23 protein-coding genes are annotated in these 14,539 nt (G+C 42.0%); 20 read left to right on the top strand and 3 right to left on the bottom strand.

Annotated elements, in window-relative coordinates:
• Window positions 1–5 precede the first annotated feature (5 nt).
• The 17 genes from rpmD to rpsI all read left to right on the top strand — a co-directional run bounded on the left by rpmD (window position 6) and on the right by rpsI (window position 10,882).
• Window positions 6–188, top strand: coding sequence for a 50S ribosomal protein L30 (gene rpmD, locus VK080_RS07170; protein WP_324224086.1), 183 nt, complete (start codon window positions 6–8; stop codon window positions 186–188).
• A 30-nt stretch (window positions 189–218) separates the two neighbouring features.
• Window positions 219–659 (top strand): 50S ribosomal protein L15, encoded by a 441-nt coding sequence (gene rplO / locus VK080_RS07165; RefSeq protein ID WP_324224085.1) that lies wholly within the window; start codon window positions 219–221, stop codon window positions 657–659.
• Window positions 659–1,951, top strand: coding sequence for a preprotein translocase subunit SecY (gene secY / locus VK080_RS07160; RefSeq protein WP_324224084.1), 1,293 nt, complete (start codon window positions 659–661; stop codon window positions 1,949–1,951). The genes rplO and secY overlap by 1 nt, the downstream gene beginning before the upstream one ends.
• A 33-nt stretch (window positions 1,952–1,984) precedes the next feature.
• Window positions 1,985–2,629, top strand: coding sequence for an adenylate kinase (locus tag VK080_RS07155; protein ID WP_324224083.1), 645 nt, complete (start codon window positions 1,985–1,987; stop codon window positions 2,627–2,629).
• 169 nt (window positions 2,630–2,798) lie between these two features.
• The gene (locus tag VK080_RS07150) at window positions 2,799–3,119 is read left to right on the top strand and encodes a KOW domain-containing RNA-binding protein (RefSeq protein ID WP_324224082.1); all 321 of its coding nucleotides are present in this window, start codon (window positions 2,799–2,801) and stop codon (window positions 3,117–3,119) included.
• On the top strand, window positions 3,112–3,330 hold the full coding sequence (infA, locus tag VK080_RS07145) for a translation initiation factor IF-1 (protein ID WP_010529010.1): 219 nt from the start codon (window positions 3,112–3,114) through the stop codon (window positions 3,328–3,330). The genes VK080_RS07150 and infA overlap by 8 nt, the downstream gene beginning before the upstream one ends.
• A gap of 38 nt (window positions 3,331–3,368) precedes the next feature.
• Window positions 3,369–3,482: a 50S ribosomal protein L36 gene (rpmJ, locus tag VK080_RS07140; RefSeq protein WP_068446074.1), complete on the top strand. Its 114-nt coding sequence runs from the start codon at window positions 3,369–3,371 to the stop codon at window positions 3,480–3,482.
• Between the two features lie 25 nt (window positions 3,483–3,507).
• Window positions 3,508–3,873, top strand: coding sequence for a 30S ribosomal protein S13 (gene rpsM, locus VK080_RS07135; protein ID WP_324224081.1), 366 nt, complete (start codon window positions 3,508–3,510; stop codon window positions 3,871–3,873).
• A gap of 21 nt (window positions 3,874–3,894) precedes the next feature.
• The gene (gene rpsK, locus VK080_RS07130) at window positions 3,895–4,287 is read left to right on the top strand and encodes a 30S ribosomal protein S11 (protein ID WP_324224080.1); all 393 of its coding nucleotides are present in this window, start codon (window positions 3,895–3,897) and stop codon (window positions 4,285–4,287) included.
• Window positions 4,288–4,553: 266 nt separating this feature from the next.
• Window positions 4,554–5,498 carry a DNA-directed RNA polymerase subunit alpha gene (locus VK080_RS07125; protein WP_324224079.1) on the top strand — a complete coding sequence of 315 codons (945 nt, stop codon included), beginning with the start codon at window positions 4,554–4,556 and terminating at the stop codon, window positions 5,496–5,498.
• 44 nt (window positions 5,499–5,542) lie between these two features.
• On the top strand, window positions 5,543–5,896 hold the full coding sequence (gene rplQ / locus VK080_RS07120; RefSeq protein WP_324224078.1) for a 50S ribosomal protein L17: 354 nt from the start codon (window positions 5,543–5,545) through the stop codon (window positions 5,894–5,896).
• Window positions 5,897–6,358: 462 nt separating this feature from the next.
• Window positions 6,359–7,198, top strand: a complete 840-nt coding sequence (locus VK080_RS07115; RefSeq protein WP_324224077.1) for an energy-coupling factor ABC transporter ATP-binding protein — start codon at window positions 6,359–6,361, stop codon at window positions 7,196–7,198.
• Window positions 7,174–8,046, top strand: a complete 873-nt coding sequence (locus tag VK080_RS07110; protein ID WP_324224076.1) for an energy-coupling factor ABC transporter ATP-binding protein — start codon at window positions 7,174–7,176, stop codon at window positions 8,044–8,046. Before VK080_RS07115 ends, VK080_RS07110 begins: the two co-directional genes overlap by 25 nt.
• Window positions 8,039–8,839 carry an energy-coupling factor transporter transmembrane protein EcfT gene (locus VK080_RS07105; RefSeq protein WP_324224075.1) on the top strand — a complete coding sequence of 267 codons (801 nt, stop codon included), beginning with the start codon at window positions 8,039–8,041 and terminating at the stop codon, window positions 8,837–8,839. The genes VK080_RS07110 and VK080_RS07105 overlap by 8 nt, the downstream gene beginning before the upstream one ends.
• Window positions 8,840–8,854: 15 nt before the next feature.
• Window positions 8,855–9,613, top strand: coding sequence for a tRNA pseudouridine(38-40) synthase TruA (gene truA, locus VK080_RS07100; protein WP_324224133.1), 759 nt, complete (start codon window positions 8,855–8,857; stop codon window positions 9,611–9,613).
• A gap of 418 nt (window positions 9,614–10,031) precedes the next feature.
• Window positions 10,032–10,469: a 50S ribosomal protein L13 gene (gene rplM, locus VK080_RS07095; RefSeq protein WP_324224074.1), complete on the top strand. Its 438-nt coding sequence runs from the start codon at window positions 10,032–10,034 to the stop codon at window positions 10,467–10,469.
• Window positions 10,470–10,489: 20 nt separating this feature from the next.
• A complete protein-coding gene (gene rpsI / locus VK080_RS07090) occupies window positions 10,490–10,882 on the top strand; it encodes a 30S ribosomal protein S9 (RefSeq protein WP_324224073.1) in 393 nt (130 codons plus the stop codon).
• Window positions 10,883–11,029: 147 nt separating this feature from the next.
• On the opposite strand, the gene VK080_RS07085 is transcribed toward rpsI, so the two are convergent.
• The 3 genes from VK080_RS07085 to VK080_RS07075 form a co-directional block, all read right to left on the bottom strand.
• Window positions 11,030–12,052 (bottom strand): tyrosine-type recombinase/integrase, encoded by a 1,023-nt coding sequence (locus VK080_RS07085; protein ID WP_324224072.1) that lies wholly within the window; start codon window positions 12,050–12,052, stop codon window positions 11,030–11,032.
• 142 nt (window positions 12,053–12,194) lie between these two features.
• A complete protein-coding gene (locus VK080_RS07080) occupies window positions 12,195–12,644 on the bottom strand; it encodes an ImmA/IrrE family metallo-endopeptidase (RefSeq protein ID WP_324224071.1) in 450 nt (149 codons plus the stop codon).
• An 8-nt stretch (window positions 12,645–12,652) separates the two neighbouring features.
• On the bottom strand, window positions 12,653–13,123 hold the full coding sequence (locus tag VK080_RS07075) for a helix-turn-helix transcriptional regulator (protein ID WP_324224070.1): 471 nt from the start codon (window positions 13,121–13,123) through the stop codon (window positions 12,653–12,655).
• 176 nt (window positions 13,124–13,299) lie between these two features.
• On the opposite strand from VK080_RS07075, the gene VK080_RS07070 reads away from it, so the two are divergent.
• The 3 genes from VK080_RS07070 to VK080_RS07060 all read left to right on the top strand — a co-directional run.
• On the top strand, window positions 13,300–13,530 hold the full coding sequence (locus tag VK080_RS07070; RefSeq protein WP_324224069.1) for a helix-turn-helix transcriptional regulator: 231 nt from the start codon (window positions 13,300–13,302) through the stop codon (window positions 13,528–13,530).
• Window positions 13,531–13,569: 39 nt separating this feature from the next.
• Window positions 13,570–13,779 (top strand): hypothetical protein, encoded by a 210-nt coding sequence (locus VK080_RS07065; protein ID WP_010529026.1) that lies wholly within the window; start codon window positions 13,570–13,572, stop codon window positions 13,777–13,779.
• Window positions 13,780–13,792: 13 nt separating this feature from the next.
• On the top strand, window positions 13,793–14,539 hold a 747-nt coding region (locus VK080_RS07060), incomplete at its 3' end, for a DnaD domain protein (RefSeq protein WP_324224068.1).

The following is a 14,539-nucleotide window of genomic DNA, read 5'->3' as shown; positions in this document are numbered from 1 at the left end:
ATACTATGTCTAAACAATTAGAGATCACCCTCACGCGCAGTGTTATCGGCCAAAAGGAAGGACAGCGCCAGACTGTTCAATCACTGGGCCTAAAAAAAATCCGTCAATCCGTCGTACGTGAAGACACACCGGCCGTACGTGGTATGATTGATAAAGTATCGCATCTTGTAACAGTTAAAGAAGTGTAATCATCATAAAGCGTAAGAGGAGGTGCACACATGAAACTTCATGAATTAAAGTCATCAGAAGGAAGCCGTAAAAAACGTAATCGCGTTGGGCGCGGCATGGCATCCGGAAATGGAAAAACTTCCGGGCGAGGACATAAAGGGCAAAAAGCACGTTCAGGCAGCAGTACACGCCCAGGTTTTGAAGGTGGACAAATGCCACTGTTCCAGCGTTTGCCGAAACGTGGTTTCACGAATGTTCATCGTAAAGAATTTGCCATCGTAAACCTGGATGCTTTAAATCGTTTTGAAGAGGGCACGGAAATCACACCAGAGCTATTACTTGAAGAAGGTGTCGTCAGCAAACCAAAATCCGGCATTAAAGTGCTCGGAAAAGGAAATGTTGAAAAGAAATTCACAGTAAAAGCTCATCAGTTCTCAGCTTCAGCCAAAGAAGCAATTGAGGCAGCGGGCGGTAAAACAGAGGTGGTTTAATGTTCCGTACAATCTCCAATTTAATGCGGGTAGGTGATATCAGGCGGAAAATTATATTCACACTGCTCATGCTGATTGTTTTCCGTCTTGGTACATTTATTCCAGTGCCTTATACAAATAAAGAGGCTATTGATTTTATGAACCAGCAAAATGTTTTCGGCTTTTTGAATACTTTTGGCGGCGGGGCATTGCAGAACTTCTCCATTTTTGCAATGGGGATTATGCCCTACATTACAGCAGCCATTATCATGCAATTACTGCAGATGGATGTTGTGCCAAAGTTTACTGAGTGGAAAAAGCAAGGCGAAATGGGGCGCAAAAAGATCGCACAGGTTACGCGCTATGGAACGGTTGCCCTTGCATTTATCCAGGCGATCGCCATGTCAATCGGTTTCAATGCAATGGCCGGAGGAATGCTGATAAGTGATCCAAGTATATGGAAGTTTTTGATTATTGCTATCGTATTGACGAGCGGAACAACATTCCTGATGTGGCTTGGTGAACAAATCACGGCAAATGGTGTCGGCAATGGCATTTCGATTCTCATTTTCGCTGGTATTGTTGCAGCCATTCCGAATGGCGTGAATCAATTATACAGCCAATACTTCGTTGATGCCGGGGATGAATTGTTCATTAATATTGTCATTGTTGCCTTAATAGCATTGGTAGTGGTGGCAGTTACGGTTGGGGTTATTTTTATCCAGCAGGCACTGCGTAAAATACCCATTCAATATGCCAAAAAGCTTGTGAATCGGTCGCCTGTCGGCGGTCACTCAACACACCTGCCGCTAAAAGTAAATGCAGCAGGCGTTATTCCGGTAATTTTTGCCATTGCTTTTATCATTGCACCACGGACTGTTGCAGGACTTTTTGAAGGAAATGAAATTGCAGCAACTGTCGAATCGATATTTGATTACACCCAGCCAATTGGAATGGTCATTTATGTTGCTTTGATTATTGCGTTTACGTATTTCTACACCTTTGTTCAAGTTAATCCTGAACAAATGGCGGAAAACCTGCAAAAACAAGGCGGATATATACCGGGCATTCGGCCTGGCAGAAATACAGAAACCTATCTGACACGTGTTATGTATCGACTGACATTTGTAGGCTCCATCTTTTTGGCCGCGGTTTCTGTTTTGCCAATCATTTTAAGTGGCCTGGCAAATCTGCCTCAAGCAGTACAAATCGGCGGCACAAGTTTACTGATCGTTGTAGGCGTTGCCCTTCAGACGATGAAACAGTTGGAAAGTCAGTTAGTGAAGCGGCATTATACAGGTTTCATTAAGTAAAGCAAGCTGCCAATGAGAGCGAGGGGAAAATTGTTGAATTTAATCTTGATGGGTCTGCCGGGTGCTGGTAAAGGCACACAGGCGGAAAAAATAAATGAACGATATAACATCCCTCATATCTCAACAGGAGATATGTTCCGGTTAGCAATTAAAGAAGGAACTGAACTGGGTCAGAAGGCTAAAGAATATATGGATCAAGGAGCACTTGTTCCAGATGACGTGACAATAGGCATCGTAAAAGATCGCTTGGGCAAGGATGACTGCAAAGACGGCTTCCTATTGGATGGATTTCCAAGAACTGTTGCACAGGCGGAAAGCTTACAATCACTATTAAAAGAAATGGACGAATCGATTGATTACGTCCTGCATGTAGATGTCCCGAAGGAAAATTTAGTGGAGCGTCTCGCGGGTCGCAGAATTTGTCCAACGTGCGGAGCAACTTATCATGTTATGTATAATCCGCCTCAAAAAGAGGGAGTATGTGACAATGATGGCTCCAGATTGATACAGCGCGAAGATGATCAGGCTGAAACCGTGAAAAACCGTCTGGAAGTGAACATTGAACAGATAAAGCCGTTGTTGGATTTCTATCACAATAAAGGATGTCTTGTTACAATTGACGGTGACCAGAAAATTGATCACGTATTTGAGGATATTCAGTCAGCAATCGAAAAATAAATTCATCGGATAATTGCCTATGGATGCAATCAGGCACACAAATCAGTATAATGAGTCGTGAGGTATTGACGACGTTGTGTAGCTATCTGATTTATCAGTGATGGAACTGACGAAAGCCATGTTATCGGATGACGCTTGTTTTAAATATAAGCCCAAGTGAAGGTGATCGTTGTTGAACGCTGATTCGATTCCGCGAGTAGGTCAAGTTGTTCGTATTCTGCAGGGACGTGAAGCAGGTCAATACGCAGTTGTGCTAAAACTGATCGATGACCGGTATGTTTTGCTGGCAGATGGTGAAAAACGCAAATATGATCGGCCGAAGAAAAAGAATCTGCAGCATATTGAAGTGATGGATTTTATATCTCCGGAAGTCCAAAACAGCCTTCTAGAAACTGGTCGTGTCACAAATGGCAAATTACGGTTTGCCATAACGAAATTTATCAATGAAGTTGTGACTGATTTGAAGAAGGGAGATCAACACGATGGCTAAAGACGATGTTATTGAAGTGGAAGGTACCGTAACCGAAACATTGCCGAATGCGATGTTCAATGTGGAACTGGAAAATGGTCATACAGTACTGGCTCATGTTTCCGGCAAAATCCGTATGCATTTCATCCGCATTTTACCCGGTGATAAAGTAACGGTAGAACTTTCGCCATATGATTTAACCAAGGGACGAATTACGTACCGTTATAAATAGACTTACGACGAGCTCCGATATAAAAGGAGGTAAAGATGATGAAAGTCAGAGCATCTGTAAAACCAATTTGTGAAAAATGCAAAATTATTAAACGTAAAGGTAAATTAATGGTTATTTGCGATAATCCAAAACACAAGCAAAAACAAGGCTAATCAATAAGGAGGTGCTGAAAAACTTATGGCACGTATTGCAGGTATAGATATTCCACGTGATAAACGTGTAGTCATTTCACTAACCTATATCCATGGGGTTGGCAAAAGCACTGCTCAAGAAATCCTTAAAGAAGCAGGTGTTTCCGAAGATACGCGTGTACGCGACCTGACAGAGGATGAATTAAGCAGTATTCGTAAAGCAATTGGCAACTATTCTGTTGAAGGTGATCTCCGTCGTGAAACATCTCTTAACATTAAGCGTCTGATTGAAATCGGATCTTACAGAGGAATGAGACACCGCCGCGGGCTGCCATTACGCGGTCAGAAAACGAAAAACAACTCACGTACCCGTAAAGGTCCGCGTCGTACAATGGCCAACAAGAGAAATTAATGTAAAGGAGGGTAAACATCTATGGCACGCAAACAAACGACAACACGCAAGCGCCGTGTGAAAAAGAATGTTGACACGGGTGTAGCACATATCCGTTCGACATTTAATAACACGATTGTAACCATTACGGATGTAAAAGGAAATTCGATCGGATGGAGCTCTGCAGGTGCACTTGGCTTTAAAGGTTCCCGTAAATCAACACCATTCGCTGCTCAGATGGCTGCTGAAACAGCTGCAAAAAATGCAGTTGAACATGGTATGAAATCGTTGGAAGTAACGGTAAAGGGTCCTGGAGCCGGCCGTGAAGCAGCAATTCGTTCATTGCAGGCAGCTGGATTGGAAGTTACAGCGATTCGTGATGTAACACCAGTACCTCATAATGGCTGCCGCCCGCCAAAACGTCGTCGTGTATAATGATACTGTACGTGTTCAAAAGGAGGATCTTTCTGAACAACTTCTGACCGTATAGAATTTGTCACCTTGTCTATAATGGGTTATGATAGCTTAAAGTAAAATTTGGCTATTGCGTTTTTAAGTGAACCTGAACAGCAAGACAAAGACAATCATGTACGAAATAGTGTTTTAGCGCAGAAACGCCGACTGCCTATTTGGGGAATTTCGGTTAGACATTGCGGATTGTCTAACCGGGGTTTCGACGTTTTAAAGGAGGGTTTTATAGAATGATCGAAATTGAAAAACCGGGAATAGAAACGGTAGAGATCACCGATGATGCGACATTTGGCAAGTTCGTCGTCGAACCGCTTGAACGTGGATATGGTACTACTTTAGGAAACTCCTTGCGTCGTATCCTGCTATCCTCACTTCCAGGTGCTGCTGTTACATCAGTTCAAATCGATGGGGCTCAGCATGAATTCTCAACAATCGATGGGGTTGTTGAGGATGTGACAACCATTATTTTGAACCTGAAAAAGCTCGCATTGAAGATTTACTCTGATGATGTCAAGACATTGGAGATCGATGTGCAGGGTGAAGGAAACGTTACGGCTGCAGATTTGACATATGACAGTGATGTAGAGGTGTTGAATCCCGATCTGCCAATTGCAACAATTAATGGCAATGGTTCGTTGCATATGAAGATAACGGCAGAGCGCGGCCGCGGATATCGTCCGGCTGAAGCAAACAAACATGATGAACAGCCAATTGGTGTCATTCCGATTGATTCCATTTTCACACCAGTATCACGTGTAACGTATCAAGTGGAAAACACCCGTGTAGGCCAAATTACAAACTATGATAAGTTGACATTGGATGTATGGACCGATGGCAGCATCCGTCCTGAAGAAGCCGTATCTTTAGGAGCAAAAGTGTTCAATGAACATCTTAATATTTTTATAGGCTTAACAGATGAAGCTCAAAATGCAGAAATCATGGTTGAAAAAGAAGAGGACCAAAAAGAAAAAGTCATGGAAATGACTATCGAAGAACTTGATTTATCTGTCAGGTCCTATAACTGTTTGAAACGCGCCGGAATCAACACCGTTCAGGAACTATCAAATAAATCCGAAGAAGATATGATGAAAGTGCGCAACCTTGGCCGTAAATCGCTCGAAGAAGTGAAAGAAAAACTGGCAGATTTAGGTTTAGGCTTGCGTGATGACGATTAATCATAAACATCTTTAGACTTTCAGTGAAAAGGGAGGGATACGCCATGGCCAGAAAATTAGGGCGTAAAACGGATCAGCGTATGGCAATGCTCCGTAACCTTGCTTCTGATTTGATCATCCAAGAACGTATTGAAACGACAGAAGCTAAGGCTAAAGATTTGAAATCAACCGTCGAGAAAATGATTACACTTGGCAAACGTGGTGATCTTCACGCACGTCGCCAAGCTGCTGCTTTCTTGTATGATCGGGAAGCAAACGAAGACGAAAAAGTGATTCAAAAATTGTTCGATGACGTCGCGGCACGCTATGAGGACAGACAAGGCGGATACACACGTGTCCTTAAGCTGGGACCTCGTCAGGGTGACGGAGCCAAAATGGCAATCATTGAACTAGTTTAATGCAGGCGATACTTTAAGTGTGTGTTCAAAAGGAGGATAAAAAGGACCGAGAATTTCTTGGCGCAGTTTCGAGCAGCAGGCCTCCACAGGATGTGGTGAGTTCTGCGCCCGCCACAGGACGTGGGCGGTTTTAGCAGAAGGTCTCCTATTCGACGTGTCATTTTTACCGGACTTTTTGAACACCCTCTTTAAGGGCAGGACAGAATCTCTTCCATGAGGTGAATCCAGGCCCTTTTTTTGCACTTGCGGGACATGGGGTCAGCCCCTTTGTCCCACTCATCGTTGTTGATTGAAGTGGGAGACGCAGAACGCCTCATGAAGCTGCTCGATCCCAAGTTCTTGTTTATAGCGAAAGATGAGCAGGCGAGGGGTGTGGCTTGATGCGAGAGAAAATCGAGCGTCTGGAACGGGGATCAACAGGGGAAGGGCTTCTATAATTCGCTGGGAAGAGGGGGAGCGGAAATGCGGAATAAAATAGTCGAGTTCAGGAATGTATCGTTCAGGTACGGCGAAGAGCAGCCCTGGGTGTTGAAAAACTGTTCGTTTGAAATCTATGAAAATGAAGCAATTGCTATCATTGGTCATAACGGATCAGGCAAATCAACGATTGCGAAGTTGATGAATGGACTGCTTTTCCCCCAGCAGGGAGAAATTGTCATTAATGGACGTGCAGTAACAAATGATTCAATTTGGGATATCCGAAAAGATGTCGGGATGGTCTTTCAAAATCCGGACAATCAGTTTGTCGGTACAACCGTTCAGGATGATGTTGCCTTTGGGATGGAGAACCGCGGTGTTAACCGTAACGAAATGATCAGACGTATTGAAGAAACGTTGTCAGCTGTTGGAATGCAGGAATACCGGCTGATAGAGCCGCACAAACTTTCCGGTGGTCAGAAGCAGCGGGTCGCGATTGCGAGCGTACTGGCGATTTTTCCGGATGTTCTGATTCTGGATGAGGCCACTGCGATGCTGGATCCCAGAGGCAGAGCAGACATTATGAAAACCGTGACAAGTGTGAAGGAGGAACGGAACCTTTCTCTGATCACCATCACCCACGATCTTCAGGAAGTCGTACAGGCCGAGCGGGTTATTGTTATGAATGAGGGCGAGATATGGGATGAAGCAGCACCAAGGGATCTGTTTGCTAAAAAGGCGGACTTGCGCCATATAGGTTTGGACATCCCGTTTGTTGCGGCCTTATCGGATGAACTGCGGAAAGCAGGCATTCCCATTAATCATGAGGCGCTAAATCACGAAGAGCTGCTGGAGGAACTATGGACATCATATTCAACAATGTAAGTTATATTTACCAGAAAAACACGCCTTTTGCACACAAGGCGATTGCGAATCTCTCGTTTCATATCCCATCCGGAACATTCACAGCGGTTATTGGCCATACGGGGTCCGGCAAATCGACTTTGATCCAGCATTTGAATGGGCTGGTGCGACCAAGTGAAGGGGAAGTAACGATTGGGGATTACCGATTGACGAATGATACAAAACCCGAAGATATGAAGACACTAAGAAATCGTGTTGGGGTTGTTTTCCAATATCCGGAACATCAATTATTTGAAGAAACCGTTAAGAAGGATATCGCATTTGGTCCGAAAAACTTTAATGTCCCGGAAGAAGAAGTTGAACAACGAGTCCGTGAAATCACGCAAGAGGTGGGGCTTCCGGAAGAGTTGCTGGAGCGCTCGCCATTCGATTTGAGCGGCGGACAGATGCGCAGAGTGGCTATTGCCGGTGTATTGGCGACAAAACCGGAAGTGCTTGTGTTGGACGAACCGACGGCAGGGCTAGATCCGAGGGGCCAGCAGGAAATGATGGATATGTTTTATGATCTGCACAAGCGGCAGGACCTGACAACCATCCTAGTCACTCATAGTATGGAAGACGCTGTTAAATATGCGGATCATGCGATGATTTTAAACAATGGGACCAAGTATATGGAAGGAAAACCGGAAGATGTCCTGACCCAGCGGGAGGCGCTTCACAACGTTCAGCTTGACGTACCCGAGATGGTACAGTTTCTTAATGCATTTTCGGAAAAGTTCGGCCGGCAGATTCCTTTCCGGCGGCAATCGGAAGCTGAACTTGCCAGGGAGATCCGGCAAGTCCTGAAGGGAGCCGGGTCAGATGAATAATGCATTGATCATTGGTCAGTATGTGCCCGGTGAATCGCTTGTTCATCGACTGGATCCGAGAACTAAAATCACGATCATTTTTTTCTTTGTTTTCATCGTATTTTTGGCAAATTCAGTATTGAGCTATAGTGCGCTCATTATTTTTGCACTGGCGAGCATGTTTACGACACGGATACCCGTCCGCTATATTTTAAAAGGGCTGACACCCGTCTGGTTTTTAATCGTGTTTACATTTATATTGCATTTGATTGTCACGAACGAAGGCACAGTGTTATTTGATCTATTTGGATTTAACATTTATTCAGGTGCACTTATTCAAGGTTTTGCAATATCCGTAAGGTTTTTTCTGCTCATATTGGTGACATCACTGCTGACATTGACGACAACACCGATTGAAATAACCGATGCGGTTGAGGATATGCTTCACCCTCTGAAAAAGGTGAAATTTCCTGTCCATGAACTGGCGCTGATGATGTCGATTTCACTGCGCTTTATTCCGACACTCATGCAGGAGACGGATAAAATATCGAAAGCACAGGCTTCACGTGGCGTCGATTTCCGGACAGGCCCGTTGAAAGAACGAATCAAAGCAGTCGTGCCATTGCTCGTGCCGTTGTTTGTCAGTGCCTTTAAACGGGCAGAGGAACTGGCAATGGCAATGGAAGCCCGCGGGTATCAGGGCGGTGAAGGCCGGACAAAACTGCGGGAGCTTAAGCTGGACAAACGTGACGTCATGATATTTATCTTATTTATTATCGTGACAGCAGCATTATTTTTGACGAGACATTATTAGAAAGGGCCGGGAATGATGGCTAAGATCAAATGTCACATTAGTTATGATGGTACCAATTTTTCGGGCTTACAGATCCAGCCCCGGGAACGGACAGTGCAGGGAGAACTGGAAAAAGCACTGGCGAAAATCCATAAGGGGGCGTATGTACAAGTTCACCCATCAGGCAGGACCGATAAAGGTGTTCATGCAAAAGCCCAGGCAGTCCACTTTGAATCAGATTATAACCTGACACCTGCTGACTGGAAGCGAGCGCTTAATGCAATGCTCCCGCCTGATATACATGTGAATCAAGCAGAACAGGTACCCGCCTCATTTCATGCCCGGTTTGACGTAGTGGAAAAGGAATATCGTTATTACATTTGGAATGAACCAGAACCGGACGTGTTCAACCGGAATTATCTTTATCATTATCCCTATCACGTCGATATCGGTAAAATGCAGGAAGCGGGGCGGTATTTCGAAGGTACGCATGACTTCACCACTTTTTCCTCTGCGAAAGCAAGTGTCAAAGGGTCCAGAGTTCGTACACTAATGGAAGTTTCCTGCCGCCGGGGCGGAAGTCAGATTGAATTTATCCTGAGAGGGCAGGGATTCTTATATAACATGGCCCGCATCATTGTCGGCACTCTTTTGGAGGTGGGCCGGGAAAGAATGCGGCCTGAGGAAATTCATGAATTATTTGATAAAAAAGACCGGCAGCTTGCTGGGGACACAGTACCACCACAAGGGTTATATTTATGGAATGTCCGGTATGAGGACGTTTATAAGCTTTAAAAACTTAACACAAATCGCATATAATGGCCAGTAACCCGCCCAAATACGGCGGCTAACTGGTCCTGAATGCCCGATTCTGTTCGGGCGTGCATGATGCAGGTCACAAAGGCGTTGCAACACGACGTTGCGAATTTAGCCTTTGTTCCTCTACTTCAGCGAAAACCAATGAATGCAGTTTCACTTTATCATTTCCCGGGAAATGATGACAATCATCAACAATATACGTCGAGTGTCTTGGGAAATATCAGGTTAACTTGCGAATAAACCTCTAAAAGCTTGACATTCATGCGGTTCTGGTATATGATGATTTGTGGCATTTTTATTTGAACCACGATTAGCCCCGGAAACTAATTGTGATGAGATATAAAAAGTAAAACGTACGATTGAAGTAAATGCTTGAAATTGGAGGGAAATGACCATGCGTACAACTTTCATGGCCAATGAAAATAATATTGAACGCAAATGGTTGGTTGTAGATGCTGAAGGCAAGCGCCTTGGACGTTTGGCCAGTGAAGTTGCTGCTATCCTGCGCGGCAAGCACAAACCAACATATACACCGCACGCTGATACCGGTGACCATGTAATCATTATCAATGCTGAAAAAGTGGCATTGACCGGCAAAAAATTGACAGATAAAATGTATTATCGTCATTCAAATCACCCAGGCGGACTGAAAGCACGTTCTGCAAATGAAATGCGCTCCAAATATCCTGAGCAGATGCTGGAGACAACAATTAAAGGCATGCTTCCAAAAGGTCCGCTGGGACGCAAAATGGGTAAGAAATTGCACGTATATAGAGGTTCTGAGCATAACCATCAAGCACAAAAGCCTGAAGTTTACGAACTTCGCGGGTAATCAAAAGGAGGTCATTCGATTTGGCACAAGTACAATATTACGGTACCGGACGTCGTAAAAGATCAACTGCACGTGTCCGTCTTGTTCCAGGGACCGGCCGTGTTGTTATTAACAAACGCAATGCAGAAGACTATTTTCCATATGAAACACAACGTATTATTTTAAGCCAGCCGTTAAAAGCGACCGAAACAGAAGGCACATATGACGTACTGGTTAACGTGAGCGGCGGCGGTTTCACCGGTCAGGCCGGTGCGATCCGCCACGGTATCGCACGTGCGCTGCTGGAAGTAGATCCCGAGTATCGCGCAACCCTTAAGCGTGAAGGCTATCTGACACGTGACGCACGCATGACCGAGCGTAAAAAATACGGTCTTCGAAGCGCCCGCCGCGCACCACAGTTCTCAAAACGTTAAGAAATCAAGTTTCACGAATCCCCCAACCACCTATGGCTGGGGGATTTTACTATATATACGTTGTTTTAAAAACAGGCAAAAATTCACACATAATATACAAGTAATATACGAGTAATATACAAGATTTTAAAGAGAAACAGTAGCTTCTCATAGCTTGTCAATCGCTATGAGAAGCTGTTCTATGTCTTTATGTGTATAGACTTTGTCTGTGATATCTTTAGATGCATGTCCTATTATACGCTTAATCGACAACTTATTGGCATTAACATTATCCATGAGTGTTGCAAAGGTATGGCGGCAATCGTGGGGTTTATGATTCAATTCCAACTGTTCCATAACTTTCTTCCATCTTTCGTGGTAATACGTGTAGTAACTCATTTTATTTCCATCCTGATTCACGATTAAGTATTCATTTTTCGAATCCATTCGAGCATCAATAAGCGAATGTATTTTTTTATGGATAGGAACCACTCTGTTTGTTCCAGCTTCTGTTTTAAAACCACCACGGAAATATCTTTCTTCAAGATAGATGTTTTTATTTTTCACCTCTACAAGCTCACCAGGTCGTAATCCAGTATATATCATGATGAGAACAGTATCGATATCATCCAAGCGATGGACATTGTCCCATAATTTTTCAATTTCATCGAGTGAAAACGGCTTGCGTGAGCTTTTGGAATCATTTTTCGGTAGTTCTACAAATCTTGAATAATCTTTTTGAGTTAAATCATTTTCCATTGCGTATTTATATAATTGATTGAACAAGACTTTGATTTTCCTTTTTGTACCATGTGATCTGTCGCAGTTGTCGATTACTGATTGTAGATGCGACTTTTTGATATTAACAAATTTTATGTCATGAAGGGCCTCTGCTTTTTTAAATGACGCAGTGTATCCAAGCACATTGGATCTTGAGATTTTTGGAAATTTCTCTTCTGAGAATCTTTCAAAAATTTCAGCGAAAGTAATTTTGCCAGCAGAAAGATCATATGGGTTACTGTTATAATCAGCTAATGCAATCATTGCTTCCTGTCTGGACGTATAGTACCCGAGGTATTCAAACTTTTGTTTTCCGTTATTATCCCAACCGGTTGTGATCCTTACAGCAAATGGTTTTCTTCGTTTACCAGATAATTTGAAAATCGAACCATAACCATTTGGGTTTTTCATAATCATCACCATCTTTAATTTTTAATTGTGGGTATAGTAACTAATGTAATTTCAATTGGCATTAAATTCAATTACTAATATAATCTAAAACAGAATATACGTTCTATTCCCGGGATAAAAAAATAGTACAACATTGTACGTTTTAATCTATATGGTCAATTTTTTTCAAGTGACACACTTCTTCTGGAACTCCAAATTTCTGAGCCACTTCTTTTATTGTAACTCTTGTATCCCTAAATTCATAAATAAATTCATCTGGAATGAGCAGTTCCACTGCAAATTTATTCGCTTCTAACTCAATTTTGTTTGTTGAAAAAAATGTATTCCTTTTTAAAAAAGGAGTATTTTCATTTTTGTGTAGAACTGAATGGCCTAATTCATGGGCACAAACAAATTTTTGCAGAACCTCATTGATACTATCATTAATATGAATTGATTGAATCCTTTTGTAGCAAGCATAGTACCCGAAGGAACCCCCCAGAGATTCGAAATAAATTGTGATACCCTTCTGTCTTGCAATCTCAAAAGGACAAGTCGTTCCATATTTTTTAACTAGCTTAATCGCTGTATTTCTAGGTATTAAATACGCCACAGAATATCTTACCTTCGATATTTATGGGGGGTAAACTTTTGTTTCGCCATTCGTTTAGCCATGCGCAGCGAATTTTCCAACGAAGCAATTAATAATTCTCTATCTTCCTTATCCATTTCATCTATCGCCCTTCCATCGAATTGTGAGTATGCATCGTCATTAGATAAATTTTTTATCATTTTTTCTAAGTCCTTAGCTATATCACGTTCGTCCTTCTCTGACAGCTCAGGAAGCTCTTGCTCTTGTTGTTTGGTGTCACTTGGTTTGTAATAGCCAGCCACCCGCATTATTTCATCGTAAGGTACGGATAGTGATTCCGCAAGTTTCTGGATATTTTCAACTTTAGGAACTCCTCTTTTCCCATTTTCAATTCTAGACAACTGAGCAGCACTAATACCTGAATATAGAGATAGTTGGTTGATGGTAAAGCCTTTTTCATCCCTTTTTTCTTTTAAATATTTTCCAAATTGATTGGTCATCGTTTTCTTCTCTCCTAATACACTGATACCCTTCTTACTCCTATTTTACTAAAATTCGTTACCAAAAGGAAATTTATACAGGAAAAACATTAAAAAGTATTGCCAAAAGGTAAAACAAATGTTAATTTATTACCATAAGGTAATTACCAAAAGGCAAAAGGAGGGAGAGTTTACTTATGGAAAGAGCAAAAGCCATATTAGTTGATGTAGATTTTCTACAAACATATTTGGAGAACAAAGGTATTTCTCAATGCCAATTTGCAGAAGAAGTAGGAGTTGCGCAAAGTACTGTCAATCGGATTATGAATGGCAAGAGGAATCCGGGAGGTAAATTTGTCACAGGTGTCCTTCAAGGCTTTAATGATCTAAGTTTTGATGAAGTGTTCTCTTGTAGTGATAATTTCTAAAAATAACTACCTTATATTTATTTCATTGGAGGGATTCTTATGTTCACAGACAATGATGACAAAGAAAAAATGAATATAAAAGTATCAGAGGCAGCAAAAAGATTAGGGAAATCTGAGCAATTTGTTCGAATTGGTTTACAGAGAGATATTTTACCCATTGGCATAGCGGTCCAAATGTCTAGTAAATGGACATATCACATCTCGCCGAAGTTATTAAAAGAGTACTTAGGTGATGAAAAAAATAGGTAATAGGAGTGCTTCTGTGGCTAATTACGAAAAGAATAAAAGATTTTATTGGTTACAGTTAAAAGAGGATTTTTTTGAAGAAGACGCTATAGATTGGTTAGAGGAACAGCCGAATGGTAAGGAATACTCTTTATTTTATTTAAAACTGTGCCTAAAATCATTAAGATCCAATGGGATTTTAATAAGAAAAGTTGGTAAAATGCTAATTCCCTATGACCATAAAAAGTTGGCTGAACTAACTAAAACAAATTCAGATACAGTTGTTGTTGCTATGAAATTATTAACAAAGATTGGTTTAGTGGACATTTTAGAAAATGGGGAAATTTATCTAAAGCAGGTGGAGGAAATGATTGGTATGCAAAGCGTTGGGGCTTTTAAGAAACAGCAACAAAGAATAACTAAAAATAAGCAAAAAAATGGTGCGAACTTACTGGGTGGACAAGGGGTGGACAAATGTCCACCAGATACAGAGAAAGAATTAGAGAAAAATAAAGATACAGATAAAGAACAACACCAAACGTCAGAAATCATTCAATTTTGGGATGAAAATGGATTCGGATTAAATAATATTCAGGGAAAAAACCAGTTGTTGTCGTGGTTGGATGATTCATCATTTAAACAACCTGAAAAAATGATACTCAAGGCTATGAAAATTGCATGTGCCAATAATAAAAGACAATTGAATTACGTTGAGGGGATTCTCCGAAACTGGGAAAACCAATCGTTATTGACGCTGGAAGAAATCGAAAACAATAAAAAGGAA

The sequence above is a fragment of the Lentibacillus sp. genome, assembly GCF_035301925.1.
In the GTDB taxonomy this organism is placed as follows: domain Bacteria; phylum Bacillota; class Bacilli; order Bacillales; family Amphibacillaceae; genus Lentibacillus.
Note: the sequence above shows the minus strand (reverse complement) of the source record. Positions and strands in the feature narration are given on the sequence as shown.

Bases quoted from the DNA above. Each gene is read 5' to 3' on its own strand.
- secY (WP_324224084.1), top strand. From the start codon at position 659: ATGTTCCGTACAATCTCCAATTTAATGCGGGTAGGTGATATCAGGCGG.
- VK080_RS07105 (WP_324224075.1), top strand. From the start codon at position 8,039: ATGAATAATGCATTGATCATTGGTCAGTATGTGCCCGGTGAATCGCTT.
- VK080_RS07110 (WP_324224076.1), top strand. From the start codon at position 7,174: ATGGACATCATATTCAACAATGTAAGTTATATTTACCAGAAAAACACG.
- VK080_RS07075 (WP_324224070.1), bottom strand. From the start codon at position 13,123: ATGACCAATCAATTTGGAAAATATTTAAAAGAAAAAAGGGATGAAAAA.
- infA (WP_010529010.1), top strand. From the start codon at position 3,112: ATGGCTAAAGACGATGTTATTGAAGTGGAAGGTACCGTAACCGAAACA.
- rplO (WP_324224085.1), top strand. From the start codon at position 219: ATGAAACTTCATGAATTAAAGTCATCAGAAGGAAGCCGTAAAAAACGT.
- rpsM (WP_324224081.1), top strand. From the start codon at position 3,508: ATGGCACGTATTGCAGGTATAGATATTCCACGTGATAAACGTGTAGTC.
- VK080_RS07070 (WP_324224069.1), top strand. From the start codon at position 13,300: ATGGAAAGAGCAAAAGCCATATTAGTTGATGTAGATTTTCTACAAACA.
- VK080_RS07065 (WP_010529026.1), top strand. From the start codon at position 13,570: ATGTTCACAGACAATGATGACAAAGAAAAAATGAATATAAAAGTATCA.
- rplQ (WP_324224078.1), top strand. From the start codon at position 5,543: ATGGCCAGAAAATTAGGGCGTAAAACGGATCAGCGTATGGCAATGCTC.
- truA (WP_324224133.1), top strand. From the start codon at position 8,855: ATGGCTAAGATCAAATGTCACATTAGTTATGATGGTACCAATTTTTCG.
- VK080_RS07125 (WP_324224079.1), top strand. From the start codon at position 4,554: ATGATCGAAATTGAAAAACCGGGAATAGAAACGGTAGAGATCACCGAT.
- VK080_RS07085 (WP_324224072.1), bottom strand. From the start codon at position 12,052: ATGAAAAACCCAAATGGTTATGGTTCGATTTTCAAATTATCTGGTAAA.
- rpsK (WP_324224080.1), top strand. From the start codon at position 3,895: ATGGCACGCAAACAAACGACAACACGCAAGCGCCGTGTGAAAAAGAAT.
- rpmJ (WP_068446074.1), top strand. From the start codon at position 3,369: ATGAAAGTCAGAGCATCTGTAAAACCAATTTGTGAAAAATGCAAAATT.
- VK080_RS07115 (WP_324224077.1), top strand. From the start codon at position 6,359: ATGCGGAATAAAATAGTCGAGTTCAGGAATGTATCGTTCAGGTACGGC.
- rplM (WP_324224074.1), top strand. From the start codon at position 10,032: ATGCGTACAACTTTCATGGCCAATGAAAATAATATTGAACGCAAATGG.
- rpmD (WP_324224086.1), top strand. From the start codon at position 6: ATGTCTAAACAATTAGAGATCACCCTCACGCGCAGTGTTATCGGCCAA.